Source organism: Streptodolium elevatio, from assembly GCF_040649515.1.
Taxonomy (GTDB): Bacteria; Actinomycetota; Actinomycetes; order Streptomycetales; family Streptomycetaceae; genus Yinghuangia; species Yinghuangia elevatio.
In genome coordinates this window covers 43,126-61,330 of sequence record NZ_JBEZFP010000018.1, presented here as the reverse complement: position 1 = coordinate 61,330, position 18,205 = coordinate 43,126, and the positions used below count along the sequence as shown (strand labels likewise).

Below are 18,205 nucleotides of genomic sequence, written 5' to 3'. Positions count from 1 at the left end.
CGAATCCCGCTGCTTCCGCGGGTACTTGCGACTCTCCCGGTCAACCTTGAGAACGTCAACATTGATCGAGTCAATATGAGACCCTGAAGTCATGGTTTCCACCGAAGGACAGCCCGGAGGACGGTCCGGAGCACCACGCGGAGGACAGCCGGGCGCACTGTCGGGAGCACCGTCGGGAGGGCAGCCTGAAGGACCGTCGGCGCACCGGCTCACCGCGGACGCGGTCGCGCGGCGCCTGGGGGTCAAGGTCGAGACGGTCTACGCGTACGTCAGCCGTGGACTGCTGACCAGCGTGCGCGCGGAGGACGGCCGGACCAGCCTGTTCGCGCCCGACGAGGTGGACGCCGTGGCCCGGCGCGCGGGCCGCGGCCGCGGCGGCTCCCCGGCGCTGGAGGAGGTCCGCACCGCCCTCACGCTCATCCGCGACGACGACCTGTTCTACCGGGGCGCACCGGTCTCGCGGCTGGTGCGCACCCACGGTTTCGAGTCGGTCGCGGCCTGGCTGTGGAGCGAAGCCCTGGACGCCGACGAGGTGTTCGAGGCGGACCCCGCCTCCCTGGCGGTTGCCCGAGCAGCCGTCGGCACGCTGCCCGCTGCCGCACGCACCATCGACCGTATGCGGGTCGCGGTCGCCTCGGCCGCGGCTGTGGACCCGCTGCGGTACGCCACCGACGCGGACTCCGTGACCGCCACCGCCGGTTCACTCCTCGCCACGATGGTCGAGGCCCTCCCCCTCGTGGGGACCGCACCACCCGCGGCCGAGCCCCCGACGTCCGTTCCCGCGACATCCGTTCCCGCGACGTCTGATCCCCCGACCTCCGCTCCCCCGACCTCGCTGGCCGAACGGCTGTGGCCCCGGCTGACCGTGCGGCCGTCGTCGCCCGCGACACTCGCCGCCCTGGACGCGGCCCTGGTGCTCACCGCCGACCACGGGCTCGCGGCGTCCACCACCGCCGCCCGGATCGCGGCGTCGGTACGCGCCGACCCGTACTCGGTCGTGCAGGCCGGCCTGGGCGCGGTCGACGGACCGCATCACGGCCTCGCCAGCGCGCTGGCCTATCGGCTGCTCGCCGAGGCGCACGCCTCGGGCGACCCGGCGGCCGTCGTCTCGGAGCGCCTGCGTTCACGCATCCCGGTCCCCGGCTTCGGCCAGGAGGTCGGCGTCTACCGCCAGGGGGACGTCCGGGCCCGCGAGCTGCTGGGGTTCCTCCGGGAGATCCCGGAGGCGGCGGCGGTCGTGCGCACCCTCGACGACCTCGCCGAGGTCATGTCCCGGCGCCCCGCGCTGCGGCCCAACATCGACCTGGCGCTCGCCGCCCTCGCCCTGGCCTGCGCGATGCCGGCCGACGCGGGCGAGGGCGTCTTCGTGGTCGGGCGTACCGCGGGCTGGATCGCGCACGCCCTGGAGGAGTACCAGGCCAAGCCGCACCGCTTCCGCCCGACCGGCACGTACACCGGACCGCGGCCGGAGTGAGGAGCCGCCGCGCCCCACCCGGCCCCGGGTGTCAGCGGACGACGTCGAAGACGTTCTTCTGCAGGCCGTTGGCGTACGCCTCGTGCTCGATCAGCTTCAGGTTCTGCCGGTCCTTGTCGGTGCCGCTGAACAGGCGCTTGCCCGCGCCCAGGAGCACCGGGAAGACCAGCAGGTGGTAGCGGTCGATCAGGCCCGCGTCGGACAGCGCCCGGTTCAGCGTGGCGCTGCCGTGCATGATGATCGGCCCGCCCTCCGTCTCCTTCAGCGCCGCCACCTCGTCGAGCGAGCGCAGGATCGTGGTCTTCCCCCAGTCCGACACCAGGTCGGCGTCGCCGAGCGTGGTCGAGACCACGTACTTGGGCATGTCCTTGTACTCCGCGAAGTCCTCCATGCCGGGCCACACGGGGCTGAACGCCTCGTAGCTGACGCGGCCCAGCAGCATTGCGGTGGCCTCCTGCTGCTCCCGGCCCTTGATCTCGAAGGCCTCCGGCAGGAACTCGACGTCCTTGAAGGTCCATCCCGCGTTCCGGTACCCGGCCTCACCGCCCGGCGCCTCCACGACGCCGTCCAGCGAGACGAAAGCGGTGCTGATGAGGGTGCGCATTGCGGGTCTCCAATGTCTCTGTCATATCGGGTGCTGCGGTCGGCAAATGGTTCGACCGGTCGGCCGACGGAAACTCATCGGTCCCCGTCGGAGAAAATCTCACGACCGGGCCGCAGGGGACGGCAGCGCCCCAGAGCGAAACTCAGAGAGTCTTCGCGGTCGCCGCCGCCTTCTCCGCGACGACGGACAACTTGTCGCGGGCCTCGTCCAGGTCCACGACCACGGTGTCGCCGTCCGCGACCTCCCCGGCGAGCAGCTCGCGGGCGAGTTGGTCGCCGATCGAGGTCTGCACGAGGCGGCGGAGCGGGCGGGCGCCGTACGCCGGGTCGTACCCGGTCAGGGCCAGCCACTCGCGGGCCGCCGCGGTGACGGTGAGGGTGATGCGCCGGTCGGCCAGCCGCTGCCCCAGCCGGGCCACCGACAGGTCCACGATGTGCGCGAGTTCGTCGGTGCCGAGGGCGTCGAAGACCACCACGTCGTCGAGCCGGTTCAGGAACTCCGGCTTGAACGACGCCCGTACGACCTCCAGGACGCGGGCCCGCTGGTCCGCGGGGTCCAGGGTCTGGTCGACGAGGAACTGCGAGCCGAGGTTCGAGGTCAGGATCAGCACCGTGTTGCGGAAGTCCACCGTGCGGCCCTGACCGTCCGTCAGACGCCCGTCGTCGAGCACCTGGAGCAGGATGTCGAAGACCTCGGGGTGCGCCTTCTCCACCTCGTCGAGCAGCACGATCGTGTACGGCCTGCGCCGCACCGCCTCGGTGAGCTGCCCGCCCTCCTCGTAGCCGACGTACCCGGGCGGCGCGCCGACGAGGCGGGCCACCGAGTGCTTCTCGGCGTACTCGCTCATGTCGACGCGCACCATCGCGCGCTCGTCGTCGAACAGGAAGTCCGCCAGCGACTTGGCCAGTTCGGTCTTGCCGACGCCGGTCGGGCCGAGGAACAGGAACGAGCCGGTGGGGCGGTCGGGGTCGGCGATGCCGGACCGCGCCCGGCGTACCGCGTCGGAGACGGCCGCGACCGCGGTGGTCTGGCCGATGAGGCGCTTGCCGATCTCCTCCTCCATGCGCAGCAGCTTGCCGCGCTCGCCTTCCAGAAGGCGGCCCGCCGGAATGCCGGTCCAGGACGACACGACGTCGGCGACGTCGTCCGGGCCGACCTCCTCCTTGACCATCGACGCGGTGGCGGCGGCGGTCTCGGCGGTGTGCGAGGCCTCGGCGAGTTCGCGCTCAAGGGTGGGGATCTGGGCGTACATGAGCTTGGACGCGGTCTCGAAGTCGCCGTCGCGCTGCGCGCGTTCGGCCTCGCCGCGCAGGTCGTCGAGCTGCTTCTTCAGCTCACCGACCTTGTTGAGCCCGGCCTTCTCCTGCTGCCAGCGGGCGGTCAGGGCGCTCAACTGCTCCTGCCGGTCGGCGAGGTCGCGGCGGATCTTCTCCAGGCGCTCCTTGCCGGCCGGGTCGGACTCCTTGGCGAGCGCCAGCTCCTCCATGTGCAGCCGGTCCACCGAGCGCTGGAGCTCGTCGATCTCGACGGGGGACGAGTCGATCTCCATGCGCAGGCGCGAGGCGGCCTCGTCGACGAGGTCGATCGCCTTGTCGGGCAGGAAGCGCGCGGTGATGTAGCGGTCGGAGAGCGTCGCGGCGGCCACCAGCGCGGAGTCGGCGATCTGCACCTGGTGGTGCGCCTCGTACCGGCTCTTGAGGCCGCGCAGGATCGCGATGGTGTCCTCGACGCTCGGCTCGCCCACCAGCACCTGCTGGAAACGGCGTTCGAGGGCGGGGTCCTTCTCGATGTGCTTGCGGTACTCGTCGAGGGTGGTGGCGCCGACCAGGCGCAGTTCGCCGCGCGCGAGCATCGGCTTGAGCATGTTGCCGGCGTCCATCGCGGAGTCGCCGGTGGCACCCGCACCCACCACGGTGTGCAGTTCGTCGATGAAGGTGACGACCTCGCCGTCGCTGTCCTTGATCTCGGTCAGGACGGCCTTGAGCCGCTCCTCGAACTCGCCGCGGTACTTCGCGCCCGCGACCATCGCACCGAGGTCGAGGGCGATCAGCCGCTTGCCGCGCAGCGATTCGGGGACGTCGCCCGCCACGATGCGCCGGGCCAGACCCTCGACGACGGCGGTCTTGCCGACGCCGGGCTCGCCGATCAGGACCGGGTTGTTCTTGGTCCGCCGGGACAGCACCTGCACGACGCGGCGGATCTCCGCGTCGCGCCCGATGACCGGGTCGAGCTTGCCGTCGCGCGCCTCCTCGGTCAGGTCGCGGCCGTACTTCTCCAGTGCCTGGTACGTGCTCTCCGGGTCCTGGGACGTCACGCGCGCGCTGCCGCGCACCTTGGTGAACGCGTCGAGCAGCGCCTGCGGCGTGGCCCCCTGCGCCCGCAGCGCCTCGCCCACCGCACCGCCCGTCTCGGCGATGCCGACGAGGAGGTGCTCGGTGGAGACGTACGCGTCGCCGAGCGCCTGCGCGCGCTCGCCCGCGTCGTTCAGGGCGGCCAGCGTCTCGCGCGCGAGCTGCGGCGCGGCCACCGTCGAGCCCTGCGCCCGCGGCATCCGGTCGAGCACCTGCTCGGCGGCGACCTTCACGCGCGACGGCTCGACGCCGAGTGCGGCGAGCAGCGGAAGCGCGGTGCCCTCGGGCTGTTCGAGCAGGGCCAGCAACAGATGCGCGGGCTCCACCTGGGGGTGCCCGGACGCCGCCGCCTTGCGTACGGCAGTGGAAAGACCCTCCGCGGCCTTCGTGGTGAGCTTGTTGGCATCCATGTGCGCGCTGCGACTCCTTCGCTACGACGGTTCTCTGCTACTTCTCTGTGCGACTGCGACGTTCCTACGGCATTTCCCGGGGCGTTCCGGCGCGGCGGCATGGTGCGTTCGCTTCCCGGGCGGCCCACCGGAGTCAACGGTGACAAAGTTGAGTCTATTCCACTCAACTTTCCGCAGGGGCGATTCGACCCCGCAGATCAGGCCCGGTTTCACGGCGGCTACCGTCGGGGCATGACCGCTGCCGGCCCCACATCGACACCGCTCACCAGCCCGCGCCCTGTCATCCCGCGCCCCGTCACCCCGCACCCGGTCGCGCCCGCGGCCCCCGTGACGGCGCCCGTACGGATACCGGCGGCGGGTCCGACGCTGCTGCCGACGCCGCTGCCGGACATGCCGCCGAGCGCATTCGCCGCGACGCTCGACGAGGCGTACCTCGCTTTCTGGCGCGAATACCACCTGTGCACGCTCACCACACTCCGTCCCAACGGCACCCCGCACGTGGTCCCGGTCGGCGCGACCTTCGACCCGGAGACCGGCATCGCCCGGGTCATCACCGGCCGCGACAGCCGCAAGGCGCGGAACATACGGGCGGCAGGCCCGTCCGGCATGCGCGTCGCGCTGTGCCAGATAGACGGGCGCCGCTGGGCGACGCTGGAGGGTACCGCCGTGCTGCGCGACGACCCCGCGTCGATAGCCGACGCCGAGCGCCGGTACGCCGCCCGCTACCGCCCGCCGTCCGCCAATCCGCTGCGCGTCGTGATCGAGATCCGCGTCGACCGCACGATGGGACGCGGCTGACCGGCACGAGCCCCGGCGCCTCGGCCTGAGCCTCGAACTGAGCGTTGGCGTGGGCACGCGCGGCGGCCCGGGCGTGCGTGCCGGCCCGGACCTGAGCATGCGCCTCGGCCTCTGCCTGAGGGAAAATCCCCGCGACCGCGCGCGGCCCGCTGCGGATACTTGGCCGATGGCACCCACCCAAGCGCAGTCCTCGGCCGACCATGTCAGGCAACTCCTCGAGGCACTCGACGCCCTGCCATACGCCGGACGGCGCGGCCTCGCCCGCGACACCGCGCGGCAGCTCGCCCGGACCGGCGAACTCACCGACGTCCTGGCCGAATTGTGGGCCATGGACCGCTTCGGGCGCGAGACCGCCCTGCACATGGCCATCTCGGTCGCGGACACCGCGTTCGTGACCGCCGCCCTGCACGCCCCCGAACCGGACCTCGCGCGCTGGGCCGTCCGCTCCGCCGCCAAGATGCCGGTTCCGGACGACGCCCTGGCAGAACTCCTCGACGACGCACCCCAGATACTCAGGTCCGAGGTGTACCGCGCGATCCGACGCGGCCGGCGTACGGCTCTCGCCGACCGCATCGTGGGCGACATCGCGGCGGCCTACGGCCCCGACGAGGCCGCGGTGCTGCTGCCCGCCTGCTCGCCCGACGCCGCGGCGGCCGTCCTGCCTGTGCTCCCGTTCACCCCCACGCTCTCGCGCGCGCTCGCACGGCGTACGCCCGACCTCGTCCTCGACGCCGCCGACCGCGAACTCTCCGACCTGCCCGCCTCGTTGCGCGCGGCGTGGTGGCAGCGGCACGGCCAGGCGGTGGGAATCGCCGCGGAGAGCCGACCGCTTCGCGTACTGGATCTGCTGGAACGCCATACCCGACAGGGCATGATGCCTTGGGGTGTCGCCCCCCGGCTGCACCTGCTCGTCGCCGCCGACCCGCGCCGCACGGTCGACGTGCTCATCCGCGCCGGCCACCACGGTCCCGCCCTGTCCCGCGGCGTGGCCCACCGCCTCGCCGCCGCCGCGACGGAGAACCTGGCCGACCTCGGGCGGGCCGTGCGCGACAACGAGGCCCTGTTCACATCCCTGCTGCGCGCCTTCCCGCCGAGCGCCCGCGAGGCGTTCTTCGACGCGGTCCACGCGGATGTCGACCTGTCCCAATGGGAGATCGACGAGGACGTCCTCGAACTCCTGCCCACCGCACGGCGCATCGCCGAGGCACGCCGCATGCTCGCGGTGGCCGAGGCAGAGGACGACACCGACGCACGGCAGCACATGCTCGCCCAACTGCCGTACGACGAAGTGCGCGGGGAACTGCTCGCCGAGTGCCGCCGCCCCGACGCGTACGACCGCGCGAACGGGTACCGCGCACTGATCGGGTGCGCCGCCCGCACCCGCGACCCCCGGCGCTTCGCCGCGGCCCTCACCGAGGACCTCGAACGGGTGCGCAAGGACCAGGACCCGGTGCGGTCCGCGGTGTTCGACGCGCTCGACGACGTCCCGCGCTGGTTGTTCACCGACGAGGCCGCAGATGCCCTGGACGTCCTCGGCCACCACGCGTTCGAGGCCGTCGACCTGTCCTGGGCGACCCGCACCAGGCTCCAGTCACTGGCCGCCGAGATCCTGGCAGACGTGACCAGGCGTGCCGGGGCCGCCGACTCCCGGCGGGCGGCCGACGGCGACCGGCAATCGCCCGGAGCCGACCGTCGGTCGGCCGAGGGCGACTCGCAATTGGCCGAATGGGCCCGGCGGACCCTGGGGCAGCCCTCGGTCGCCAAGGACTTCTGGGTCCCGAACGAATGCCTCCGCGGCATCGAGACACAGGTCTTCGACGCCCTGCTGCCGGCCGTCCGGGCCGCCGCCGACCGGCGCGACTACGCGCCCACCCTCGCGCTCGCCGGCCAACTCGGCCGGAAGGGCTGGGAGATCGACGCGCTCCAGGACCTGCTGGAGGAGGCCGTACGGCTCGGCGACACAAGCGTCGTCTCGTCCGCGGTCCCGCACCGGCTCGCCGACCCGCGGCACCGCGACGCGCGCACCGCGGAGGTCCTGGCCGCCGATCCGTCCACGTTCACACTGCCTTCGGTACGCGACGCGGTGCTGCGCCGCCGCACCGACCTGCTCGACCCCTACCTCACCGGCCAACGGCCGCAGGGCCGCTTCGCCCCCGCGTCCGACGTCTGGGTACCCCGCATCGGTCGCGACACCGCACGCCTGCTGCCCCGACAGCGCGAGGCGTACGCCCGGCTCGCCGCGGCGCAGGTCACCGACGAGACCCTGCCCGCCACCGAACGCGCCGCCTGGCTCGCCGACCTGGCCCACGTGCCGGGCGCCGGACGGGCGCTGGTGCTGCCCCACCTCGACTCCCCCGACGCCCTCGTGCGCGACGCGGTACTCGCCGGCGCGGCCCGGGTGGAGGGGCACGCCGAGATCCTTCCGGTGCTGCTCGCCCGGGTCTCCGGCGACGACACGCACGCGGCGATGTACACCGCCAGTCGCGTCAGCCGCTACGTCGCCCCCTCGCAACTCGGGCCGCTCCTCGACGCGTTGCTGACCGCACCGGCCGGCAAGGTCACCGTGCGCAAGGAAGCGGTGCGGCTCCTGGTCGAGCGCGGGGTGCCGGACGGCGTCGAGCGCGTCGCGGACACGGCCACGCGCGACGACGTGCACCGCGACGTCCTGCGCGCGGCCCTGGTCGCCCTGCTGTCGCGTCTGGATCGGCCGAGCTCCTGGGCGGTCGTCGAACGCGCCGTCGCCGGGCCGCGGGACGTCGCCACCGTGCCCGTCGCCGTGCACCCGCTCGACCTTGCCGCCGGTGACCGTGCGCGGTTCGCGACCCTGGTGGTCACCACGTGCGGGCACGAGCACGCCGCCGTGCGGCGGGCCGCGTACCAGGCGTTCACCCGGTGGTCGCCGTGGGCGCCGGGCGAGGTCGAGCGCGTGCACGCCGCGGTCCGCGACCTGACCGTGCGCAAGGGGTGGAAGGACGCCGCCGAGGCGATCCAAGGGCTCGTCAGGGACGGCTTCGCGGGGGACGAATTCCTCGCCACCGTCGACGTGTTGGCCGACGCGGCACACGCCGAGGCGGGCGGGCCGCTGGACGCCGTGGCGGGTCGGGACCGGCCCGCCACGCGGCGGCTCCGCCACCTCGTGAAGCTCACGCGCGCGTGGGCACGGCAGCAGCCGCCGTCCGTCACCGCGGCGGAGGTGCGGCGCCTGGCCGAACACCTGGCCGACAACCGCGGATTCCCGTACGAGGGTGTGCAATTGCTCGCCGAGGCCGTGCCGTTGCACGGCGACGAGGACGTGATCACCGCAGGACTGCGCGCGGTCGCGGTCCGGTGCGCCGACAGCCCGCTGCTGGCCTTCCGGGCGGGCCGCCGCCTACGCGCCCGGGTCACGAGCTACGTCGCGCCGGTGACACCGGACGAACTCCTCGCCCCGGTCGCCGCGTTGGCCGCGGACCGAACCGTGGCGACCGGGCTGCTCGCCCTCGCGCTGGCCGGCGAGACCGGCCCGCTGACCGGGTGGTCGTCCGAATGGCGCGCCCTGGTACGCGAATTGCGCGCGCACCCCGCGCCGGACGTCAGCCACGCCGCCCGAGCGCTGGCGACGGCGCGCGAGTAGCCGCCAAGGGCATCGAAACGTGTGTGGGCCCCGTACCGGTCCGGTACGGGGCCCACACACGTGCATGCCTGTTCGGGTCGTTTCCGCGTCAGTCCTGGCGGCCGCGCTTGGGCCGCCACACCACCAGGGCGGTGCCCTGCGGCTGGACCCTCACCAGGTCCCGGCGGTACGACGCGTGCACCGCGGCCTCGCGCTGCGCCTGGACGGCGCCCGCCTCGGCCGCGGCGGCCTCCAGTTCGGCGACGCGCATGCGCAACGCCTCGACGTGGTTCTCCAGTTCGAGGATGCGCTTGATGCCGGCGAGGTTGATGCCCTCCTCCTGGGAGAGCCGCTGCACCTCGCGCAGTTGCATAATGTCGCGCGCCGAGTAGCGGCGCCCGCGCCCGGCCGTGCGGTCCGGCGAGACCAGGCCGAGGCGGTCGTACTGGCGCAGTGTCTGCGGGTGCAGGCCGGAGAGCTGGGCCGCCACCGAGATGACGTACACGGGTGTGATGTCGCTCAGTTCGTAGCGGCGCCCGGGTGACCGGCCTCCGGAGGGGCCGCCGGGGAACCCGCCTGGCAGGCCTCCGGGGAGACCTCCGTCCGCTCGCATGTCACGCTCCCTTCGCCGCTTCCATCAGTTTGGCGCGCGGGTCCACTGATGCGGTCGCGGCCCGGTACGCCTCCAGCGCCTCGAGCGCCTTCGGGTCCAGGTCCTTCGGGACGGTGACCTCCACGGTGACCAGCAGGTCGCCGCGCGAGCCGTCCTTCCGTGCCGCGCCGCGGCCCCGCACGCGCAGGGTCGCGCCGTTCTTCGTACCGGCCGGGAGTTTGAGCGTCACCGGGGTACCGCCCAGGGTGGGCACGGTGACCTCGGCCCCGAGCACCGCCTCGGGGAATGTCACCGGGGCGGTGACGGTCAGGTTGTCGCCCTTGCGGCCGAACACCGGGTGCGGACGCACGTGCACGACGACGTACAAGTCCCCGGCAGGACCCCCGCGTTCGCCGGGGGCGCCCTTGCCCTTCAGGCGTATGCGCTGGCCGTCCTGCACGCCCGCGGGCACCCGCACCTGCATGGTGCGCGCGCTGCGGGCCCGCCCGGAGCCGTGGCACACGATGCACGGGTCGTCGACGAGCAGCCCGCGCCCCTTGCAGTCGCGGCACGGCTCGGAGAAGGCGAACCCGCCCTGGTTGCGGCTGGTCTGCCCGGTGCCGCTGCACGTCGGACACGCGCGCGGCATGGTGCCGGCCGCCGCGCCCGTGCCGTTGCAGTGGTGGCACGGCTCCGAACTCGTGAGCCTGATCGGCACGGTGGCGCCGTCCACCGCGTCGGAGAAGTTGAGGGTGACCTCGGACTCGACGTCCTGGCCGCGGCGCGGCGGAGCCTGCCGCGCACCGGCGCGGCCGAAGAGGCCGCCGAACAGGTCGCCGATGCCCCCGGCACCGCCGGGCGGCTGGCCCGGCCCTCCGGGCTGCCCGAACAGGTCGCCCAGGTCGAAGGGAAAGCCGCCGGCACCGGCCCCGCCCGGCGGGCGGAAGCCGCCGTTGCCGAACAGGGTCCGGGCCTCGTCGTACTCCTTGCGCCGCTTCTCGTCGGCGAGTACGTCGTAGGCCTCGGAGATCTCCTTGAACCGCTCCTCCGCCTTCGCGTCACCCTTGTTGGCATCGGGGTGGTACTCGCGGGCGAGCTTGCGGTACGCCTTCTTGATCTCCGCGGTCCCGGCGTCCTTCGGGACGCCGAGGACCTTGTAGAAGTCCTTCTCGAGGTAGTCCTTGGTACTCACGGCGTCCCGCCTCCCTCCGGTCTGGTCAGTCTGTCGCGTGCGGCCGTGCGCGGGCTCAGCTGCTGTCCGCTTCCGAGGCCGGGGCCTCGGTCGCCTCCGCCGGCTCGGCCACCGCGACGCGTGCGGGACGGATGACCCGCTCGCGGAACTGGTAGCCGGGCTGGAGGATTTCCACACAGGTCGGCTCGGTCACGTCCGGGGCGTAGCTGTGCAGCAGTGCCTCGTGGACGACGGGGTCGAAGGGCTCGCCCTTCTTGCCGAAGCTCTGCAGGCCCATCTTGGCGACGATGGACTCCAGCGACTCGGCCACCGACTTGAAGCCGCCCGCCAGTTCGCCGTGGTCGCGCGCGCGGCCGATGTCGTCCAGCACCGGCAGGAGCTCGGTGAGCACCTTGACCAGGGCCACCTCGCCCACCGCCTGGCGGTCGCGGTCGACGCGCTTGCGGTAGTTGGCGTACTCCGCCTGGAGCCGCTGCAGGTCGAGCGTGCGCTCGGCGAGCGCGTTGCGGACCTCGTCCAGCTCGGCCGAGGAGCCGCCGCCGGCCGCCGCGGTCTCGGCGGGGGCGGGACCGCCCTCGCGGGCGGCCCCTTCCTGCGCCGCGGTGGATCGGACCTCACCGGTCTGGGGATCGATCCGTCGCTTGTCGCGGATCACCGGCTCCTCGGGGAAGCCGTGCGTCCCCTCCGTCACGCAGCACCACCCTCACGCTTGTCCTCGTCGACGATCTCCGCGTCGACGACATCATCGTCGGGAGTCCCCGCAGTGTTACCCGCGGAAGCGCCCGCCGCACCCGCGGCCCCGGCCGCGTCGCCCGCCTGCGCGCCGGCGTACATCGCCGAGCCCAGCTTCTGGCTCGTGGTGGCGACCTTCTCGGCGGCGTCGCGGATCTTGGCGATGTCCTCGCCCTTGAGCGCGTCCTTCAGCTCGACGAGGGTGGCCTCGACCTCGGTCTTGACGTCGCCCGGGACCTTGTCGCCGTTGTCGCCGAGGAACTTCTCGGTGGTGTAGACGAGCTGCTCCGCTTGGTTGCGGGTCTCCGCGTCCTCGCGGCGCTTCTTGTCGTCCTCGGCGTGCTCCTCGGCCTCGCGCATCATGCGGGAGATGTCGTCCTTGGGCAGGCCCGAGCCGCCGGTGATGGTCATCGACTGCTCCTTGCCTGTCCCGAGGTCCTTGGCGGACACGTGGACGATGCCGTTGGCGTCGATGTCGAAGGTGACTTCGATCTGCGGCACGCCGCGCGGCGCGGGCGGCAGGCCGGTCAGCTCGAACATGCCGAGCTTCTTGTTGTACTGGGCGATCTCGCGCTCGCCCTGGAAGACCTGGATCTGCACGGACGGCTGGTTGTCGTCCGCCGTCGTGAAGATCTCCGAACGCTTGGTCGGGATCGTCGTGTTGCGCTCGATCAGCCTCGTCATGATGCCGCCCTTGGTCTCGATGCCGAGGGACAGCGGGGTGACGTCGAGCAGCAGGACGTCCTTGACCTCGCCCTTGAGGACACCGGCCTGGAGCGCGGCGCCGATCGCGACGACCTCGTCCGGGTTGACGCCCTTGTTGGGCTCCCGGCCGCCGGTCAGCTCGCGCACGACCTCGGCCACGGCCGGCATCCGGGTCGAGCCGCCGACCAGGACGACGTGGTGGATCTCGGAGAGCTGGATCCCGGCGTCCTTGATGACGTTGTGGAACGGCACCTTGACGCGGTCGAGCAGGTCCTGCGTCAGCTGCTGGAACTGCGCGCGGGTCAGCTTCTCGTCCAGGTGCAGCGGGCCCTCGGCCGACGCGGTGATGTAGGGGAGGTTGATGGTGGTCTCGGTCGAGCTGGAGAGCTCGATCTTGGCCTTCTCCGCCGCCTCGCGCAGGCGCTGCAGCGCCATCTTGTCCTTGGCCAGGTCCACGCCGTGGGCGTTCTGGAACTGCTTCACCAGGTGGTCGACGACGCGCTGGTCCCAGTCGTCGCCGCCGAGGTGGTTGTCGCCGTTGGTCGCCTTGACCTCGACGACGCCGTCACCGATCTCCAGGAGCGACACGTCGAAGGTGCCGCCGCCGAGGTCGAAGACGAGGATGGTCTGCTCGTCGCCCTTGTCGAGGCCGTACGCCAGCGCGGCGGCGGTGGGCTCGTTGACGATGCGCAGGACGTTGAGCCCCGCGATCTCGCCGGCCTCCTTGGTGGCCTGGCGCTCGGCGTCGTTGAAGTACGCCGGGACGGTGATCACCGCGTCGGTGACCTTCTCGCCCAGGTACGCCTCGGCGTCGCGCTTCAGCTTCTGCAGGATGCGGGCGCTGATCTCCTGCGGGGTGTACTTCTTGTCGTCGATGGCGACGGACCAGTCCGTGCCCATGTGACGCTTGACCGAACGGATGGTCCGGTCGACGTTCGTGACCGCCTGGCGCTTGGCGACCTCGCCGACGAGCACCTCACCGTTCTTCGCGAAGGCCACCACGGACGGTGTGGTCCGGGACCCCTCCGCGTTGGTGATGACGGTCGACTCGCCGCCTTCGAGAACGCTGACGACAGAGTTCGTCGTACCGAGGTCGATTCCGACCGCACGTGCCATGTTGGAGCCTCCAGGGGACTGCTCGGGGAAGTGTTGAGTGATACGCGCTCAAGGATGAACGCCCGATACAACGGCGTCAAACCGCTTGAGTATTCCTGACTCAACTTTACTGCCTGTAGCAGCGTCATACACGTAGGCGAACCAGGTCAAGCACCATCAACCCGACGCTCCGGGCCGCCCCCGGACCGACCGGAGGATCGGGTCGGATCCTCAGGGTCGGCTCCAGGGGCGGCCCTTGGAGTCGGCGCTCGGAGTCGGCGCCCGGAGTCGGTACTTGTGATCAGTTCTTGTGATCAGCTCTTGATCAGCTCGCGCCGTACATCTCCACGGGACGGGTCGCGTCGCTCGTGGAGAACTGCAGCACGCGGTTGTCCGGAAGGACGACGGCCAGGCCCTCGGGGTCCACGACGACGCCTTCCTTCGGGTCCGCCGCGCGCGTGGGGCCGGTTCCCGTGGCTCCGCTTCCCGATGCCGCGCCCGATCCCGCGCCGGGTCCCGCGCGCAGCACGTGCACCGTCGTCGGCTTCCCGTCCGCGGCGGCGAAGCGGATCACCTTGCCCTCACCGCCGTCGTACTTGCTGCCGCCGACGAGCAGGGTGAAGCCCTTCTCGTCCGCCTCGAGCATGCGCACGTAGCCTTCCATCCCCACGGACGCCGACCAGATCAGCTTCCCGGTGGTCAGGTCGAATGCTCCGACCTTCCCCTCGTCCTCGTCGGTGCCCATCTGCGTGTACAGGACGTTCCCGTGCACGAGGACGCCGCCGAGGTTCTCGTTGGGGTCGATGAAGTCGAAGCCGCGCTCGTCCAGTACCAGGCCGTCCTTGCCGACCGGGATCTCCGCGGTGGGCTTCGCGGTGCCGTCCAGGACAAGGGCCTTGGCGAGGTTGCTCGCACCCTCGTCGGCGTTGGGGTCGTCGTACTCGTCGAGCACGACGAGCGGCGCGGCCGAGAGCAGGGTCGGCCAACTGTCGTTGCCGTTGGCCAGCTGCGTGGATCCGCGGGTGGTGCCCTTGGCCGGGTCGAGCACCGCGACGCCGCCGATGTACTTGACGGCTCCCGACGCCGACGACTGCAGGGTCAGGGCCACCTGGTCGGCGCTGACGGCGAGGTCGGAGATGTCCCAGCCGGAGCCGCCCCTGGGGGGCGTGGCGGAGCTTGCCCGCCACCGCCAGCGTTCGCCGCCGGTGCGGAGGTCGACGGCGACGGCGGTGTCGTCCGCCCCGAGGACGGCGAGGTCACCGTAGGCGCCGATCGCCACCTCGAAGGAAAGGCCCTCCGAGAGGTCCTTCGCCGTCCACAGCACCGTGTTCTTGGCGAGGTCCACGGCGGTGACGTTGGCGCAGCCGCCGTCGGGCGATTCCCAGGCGAAGAGCCCGACCCCCTCGACGGGGGTGTCCTTGACGCTGCATATCTCCTCGAAGCCGGCCGGCATGGCCACCTTCGCGGACTCGGCACCGGTCGCCAGGTCGTGGACGGTGATGTCCTTTTCGCGCAGGACGTACACCTTGTCGCCGCCGACCCAGCCGCCGCGCAGCGACGTGTCCGACGTCGCCGCGGGCAGGGCCCACAGGCGGGTGAGGTCGACCTTGGCCTCCGACTCCTTGGGCGGCGTTCCACCGGAACCGGTGGTCTGCTGCCCTCCCGGGCCGGCGGTCGAACCGCCGCCGGTGGCCGACGCCTTGTCGTCGTCGTCCCCGGCCAGCGCGAACCACGCGCCGAGACCGGCGACCAGGGCGAGCGCGACGCCCGCCGCGACCATGGCGATCACCTTGCGGCGGCCGCCGCCTCCGCCCTGGGGTGGGGGCGGGCCGTAGCCGGGGGCGTACTGGTTCGGGTACGTGCCCGGATACGCGTTCGGGCCGGGAGGCGGGCTCGGATACGGGTTCGCATGCGGGTCCGGGGCGTACCCCGGATGGCCCTGGGGCGCGGTCTGCCCCGGGTATGGCGCAGGCGGTTGCGGGTACCCGGGCTGGGACTGCGGCGGCGGGCCGGGCGGGCGCTCGGGCTGCGGCGGAGGGAACGGCGGCGGTGGAGGAGTGGATCGGTCGGACATGTGCGGATGGTAGGTGGGCTCGGATATCCGCGATCGAGCAGCACCTGCCGGGATCCCGCGCAAGGACGTCCGACGCGGCATGGCAGCATGAAGTCAGGAAAACTGACGGGTCGTCATATGACAGTGATGGAGATCATCCGTTCAGCCGATAAGTTACTAGTCGGTAAGATCTACGCACGGCCGTACGCTGACGGCCGATACACGCCCCGGAAGGGACGTCCCACCGGAGGAGCAGAACCGCGATGCAGCTCGCCGCCATCGTCATAGCGCTGGTCATCAGCGTTGTCGGCTTCGCCCTGCTCGGGCGAGCCGCCGCGTACATCTATCAGTACGTCAAGCTCGGCCAACCGGTTCTCGGACGCTCGGGACCCGTCGGCAAGCGCCTCACCACCATGCTCACGGAGATCCTGGGTCACACCCGGATGCTCAAGTGGGGCATCGTCGGAGCCGCGCACTGGTTCGTCATGGTCGGCTTCGGCGCGCTGATCCTGACGCTCGTGAACGCGTACGGACAACTCTTCGACGCCGAGTTCCACCTGCCGATCATCGGCCACTGGGTGGTCTGGAACTTCTTCGAGGAGTTCATGGGCCTCATGACGATCCTGGGCATCCTCGTCCTGATCGTCATCCGCCAGCTCAACCACCCGCGCCTGGCCGGCCGCAAGTCGCGGTTCTCCGGCTCGACCTTCTGGCAGGCGTACTTCGTCGAAGGCGTCGTGCTCGGGGTCGGCCTGTGCATCATGACGCTGCGCGGCCTGGAGGGCGCGCTCAACGACGAGTCGTCGTGGAACGCGCACTACCCGTTCTCGTACCCGCTGGTGAAAGCGTTCGAGGGACTGTCGGTCGACAGCCTGGAGAACCTGATCTACATCGTCGCGATGATCAAGATCGTCATCTCGATGGCGTGGGCCGTCACCATCGGCGTCAACCCGAACATGGGTGTCGCGTGGCACCGCTTCACGGCGTTCTTCAACATCTACTTCAAGCGCGACCCCGACGGCGGCGTGGCGCTCGGCGCGCTCATGCCGATGACCTCCGGCGGGCAGCAGATCGACTTCGAGGACCCGAAGGACGACGACATCTTCGGCGTCGGCCAGGTCGAGCACTTCTCGTGGAAGGGCCTGCTGGACTTCGCGACCTGCACCGAGTGCGGCCGCTGCCAGTCGCAGTGCCCCGCGTGGAACACCGGCAAGCCGCTGTCCCCGAAGCTGCTCATCATGTCGCTGCGCGAGCACGCGTTCGCGAAGGCGCCGTACCTGCTCGCGGGTGGCGGCAAGGACATGGGCGGCGACGAGAAGGGCACCTCGGAGCAGCTGGCCAAGGTCCCGGCGGCGGCACTCGCCGAGGCCGAGCGTCCGCTGATCGGCACCGCCGAGGACGGCGGCATCATCGACCCGGACGTCCTGTGGTCCTGCACCACGTGCGGCGCGTGCGTCGAGCAGTGCCCCGTCGACATCGAGCACGTCGACCACATCGTCGACATGCGCCGCTACCAGGTGCTGATCGAGTCGGCGTTCCCGTCCGAGGCCGCCACGATGCTCAAGGGCCTGGAGAACAAGGGCAACCCGTGGGGCCTGGCCCCCAAGGCACGCCTCGACTGGGTCAAGGAGCTCAAGAAGGCGACCGGCATCGAGGTGCCGATCATGGGCGAGGACATCGAACCCGCCGAGGTCGACTACCTCTACTGGGTCGGCTGCGCGGGTGCGCTGGAGGACCGGGCGAAGAAGACCACCAAGGCGTTCGCCGAACTGCTGCACATCGCGGGCGTCAAGTACGCGATCCTCGGCAAGGAGGAGTCCTGCACCGGTGACTCCGCCCGCCGCCTGGGCAACGAGTTCCTGTTCCAGATGCTCGGCGCGCAGAACGTCGCGACGCTGAACATGGCGTTCGGCGAGGACGACGAGGACGAGTCGACCAAGCTCCCGGCGTCGAAGAAGCGGATCGTCACCACCTGTCCGCACTGCTTCAACACGATCGCGAACGAGTACCCGCAGCTGGGCGGCAAGTTCGAGGTCATCCACCACACGCAGCTGCTGCAGCACCTCGTGGACGAAGGACGTCTGGTGCCGGTCGGCCCCGTCGAGGGCCTGATCACGTACCACGACCCCTGCTACCTCGGCCGGCACAACAAGATCTACTCACCGCCGCGCGAGATCATCGCCAGGGTGCCGGGTCTGCGGAACGAGGAGATGCACCGCCACAAGGAGCGCGGCTTCTGCTGTGGCGCGGGCGGTGCGCGCATGTGGATGGAAGAGCGCATCGGCAAGCGCATCAACAACGAGCGCGTCGACGAGGCGCTGTCCCTCAACCCGGACATCGTCTCGACCGCGTGCCCGTTCTGCCTCGTCATGCTGTCCGACTCGGTCACCGGCAAGAAGCAGAGCGGCCAGGCGAAGGAGTCGACGCAGGTCGTCGACGTCTCGCAGCTGCTGCTGCAGTCGGTGAAGGTGCCCGAGCTGGTCGGGGCACCGGCGGAGGCGCCCGCGGGCGGGGCGGCCGGCGGGGCCGCGAACGAGGAGGCTGCGAGCGAGCAGCCGTCGTAGTCGACGCGCGGACGTCGCTGTTGCCTTGGGCGTCGCTGTTGCC

11 protein-coding genes are annotated in these 18,205 nt (G+C 71.5%); 4 read left to right on the top strand and 7 right to left on the bottom strand.

Annotation, left to right across the window (positions count from 1 at the left end):
* The first annotated feature begins 91 nt into the window (after positions 1–91).
* Positions 92–1,474: a citrate synthase gene (locus AB0C36_RS09840; RefSeq protein ID WP_358351877.1), complete on the top strand. Its 1,383-nt coding sequence runs from the start codon at positions 92–94 to the stop codon at positions 1,472–1,474.
* Positions 1,475–1,505: 31 nt separating this feature from the next.
* Here the strand turns inward: AB0C36_RS09840 and AB0C36_RS09835 are convergent, their stop codons facing one another.
* Entirely contained in the window at positions 1,506–2,078 is a 573-nt protein-coding gene (locus AB0C36_RS09835) for a dihydrofolate reductase family protein (protein ID WP_358351874.1), read from the bottom strand.
* 142 nt (positions 2,079–2,220) lie between these two features.
* Positions 2,221–4,839, bottom strand: a complete 2,619-nt coding sequence (gene clpB, locus AB0C36_RS09830) for an ATP-dependent chaperone ClpB (RefSeq protein WP_358351872.1) — start codon at positions 4,837–4,839, stop codon at positions 2,221–2,223.
* A gap of 231 nt (positions 4,840–5,070) precedes the next feature.
* On the opposite strand from clpB, the gene AB0C36_RS09825 reads away from it, so the two are divergent.
* Positions 5,071–5,637 carry a pyridoxamine 5'-phosphate oxidase family protein gene (locus tag AB0C36_RS09825; RefSeq protein ID WP_358351869.1) on the top strand — a complete coding sequence of 189 codons (567 nt, stop codon included), beginning with the start codon at positions 5,071–5,073 and terminating at the stop codon, positions 5,635–5,637.
* Between the two features lie 166 nt (positions 5,638–5,803).
* A complete protein-coding gene (locus tag AB0C36_RS09820) occupies positions 5,804–9,250 on the top strand; it encodes a hypothetical protein (RefSeq protein ID WP_358351866.1) in 3,447 nt (1,148 codons plus the stop codon).
* Positions 9,251–9,338: 88 nt separating this feature from the next.
* Here AB0C36_RS09820 and AB0C36_RS09815 read toward each other — a convergent pair whose 3' ends face one another.
* The 5 genes from AB0C36_RS09815 to AB0C36_RS09795 form a co-directional block, all read right to left on the bottom strand.
* Positions 9,339–9,842 carry a heat shock protein transcriptional repressor HspR gene (locus tag AB0C36_RS09815; protein ID WP_358351864.1) on the bottom strand — a complete coding sequence of 168 codons (504 nt, stop codon included), beginning with the start codon at positions 9,840–9,842 and terminating at the stop codon, positions 9,339–9,341.
* 1 nt (position 9,843) lies between these two features.
* Positions 9,844–11,013 carry a molecular chaperone DnaJ gene (gene dnaJ, locus AB0C36_RS09810; protein WP_358351862.1) on the bottom strand — a complete coding sequence of 390 codons (1,170 nt, stop codon included), beginning with the start codon at positions 11,011–11,013 and terminating at the stop codon, positions 9,844–9,846.
* 55 nt (positions 11,014–11,068) lie between these two features.
* Positions 11,069–11,704, bottom strand: coding sequence for a nucleotide exchange factor GrpE (grpE, locus tag AB0C36_RS09805; RefSeq protein ID WP_358351859.1), 636 nt, complete (start codon positions 11,702–11,704; stop codon positions 11,069–11,071).
* Positions 11,701–13,566, bottom strand: coding sequence for a molecular chaperone DnaK (dnaK, locus tag AB0C36_RS09800; protein WP_358351856.1), 1,866 nt, complete (start codon positions 13,564–13,566; stop codon positions 11,701–11,703). Before dnaK ends, grpE begins: the two co-directional genes overlap by 4 nt.
* Before the next feature lie 304 nt (positions 13,567–13,870).
* Positions 13,871–15,619, bottom strand: a complete 1,749-nt coding sequence (locus AB0C36_RS09795; protein WP_358351854.1) for a hypothetical protein — start codon at positions 15,617–15,619, stop codon at positions 13,871–13,873.
* A gap of 242 nt (positions 15,620–15,861) precedes the next feature.
* On the opposite strand from AB0C36_RS09795, the gene AB0C36_RS09790 reads away from it, so the two are divergent.
* Positions 15,862–18,162, top strand: coding sequence for a (Fe-S)-binding protein (locus AB0C36_RS09790; RefSeq protein ID WP_358351852.1), 2,301 nt, complete (start codon positions 15,862–15,864; stop codon positions 18,160–18,162).
* Positions 18,163–18,205: the final 43 nt, after the last annotated feature.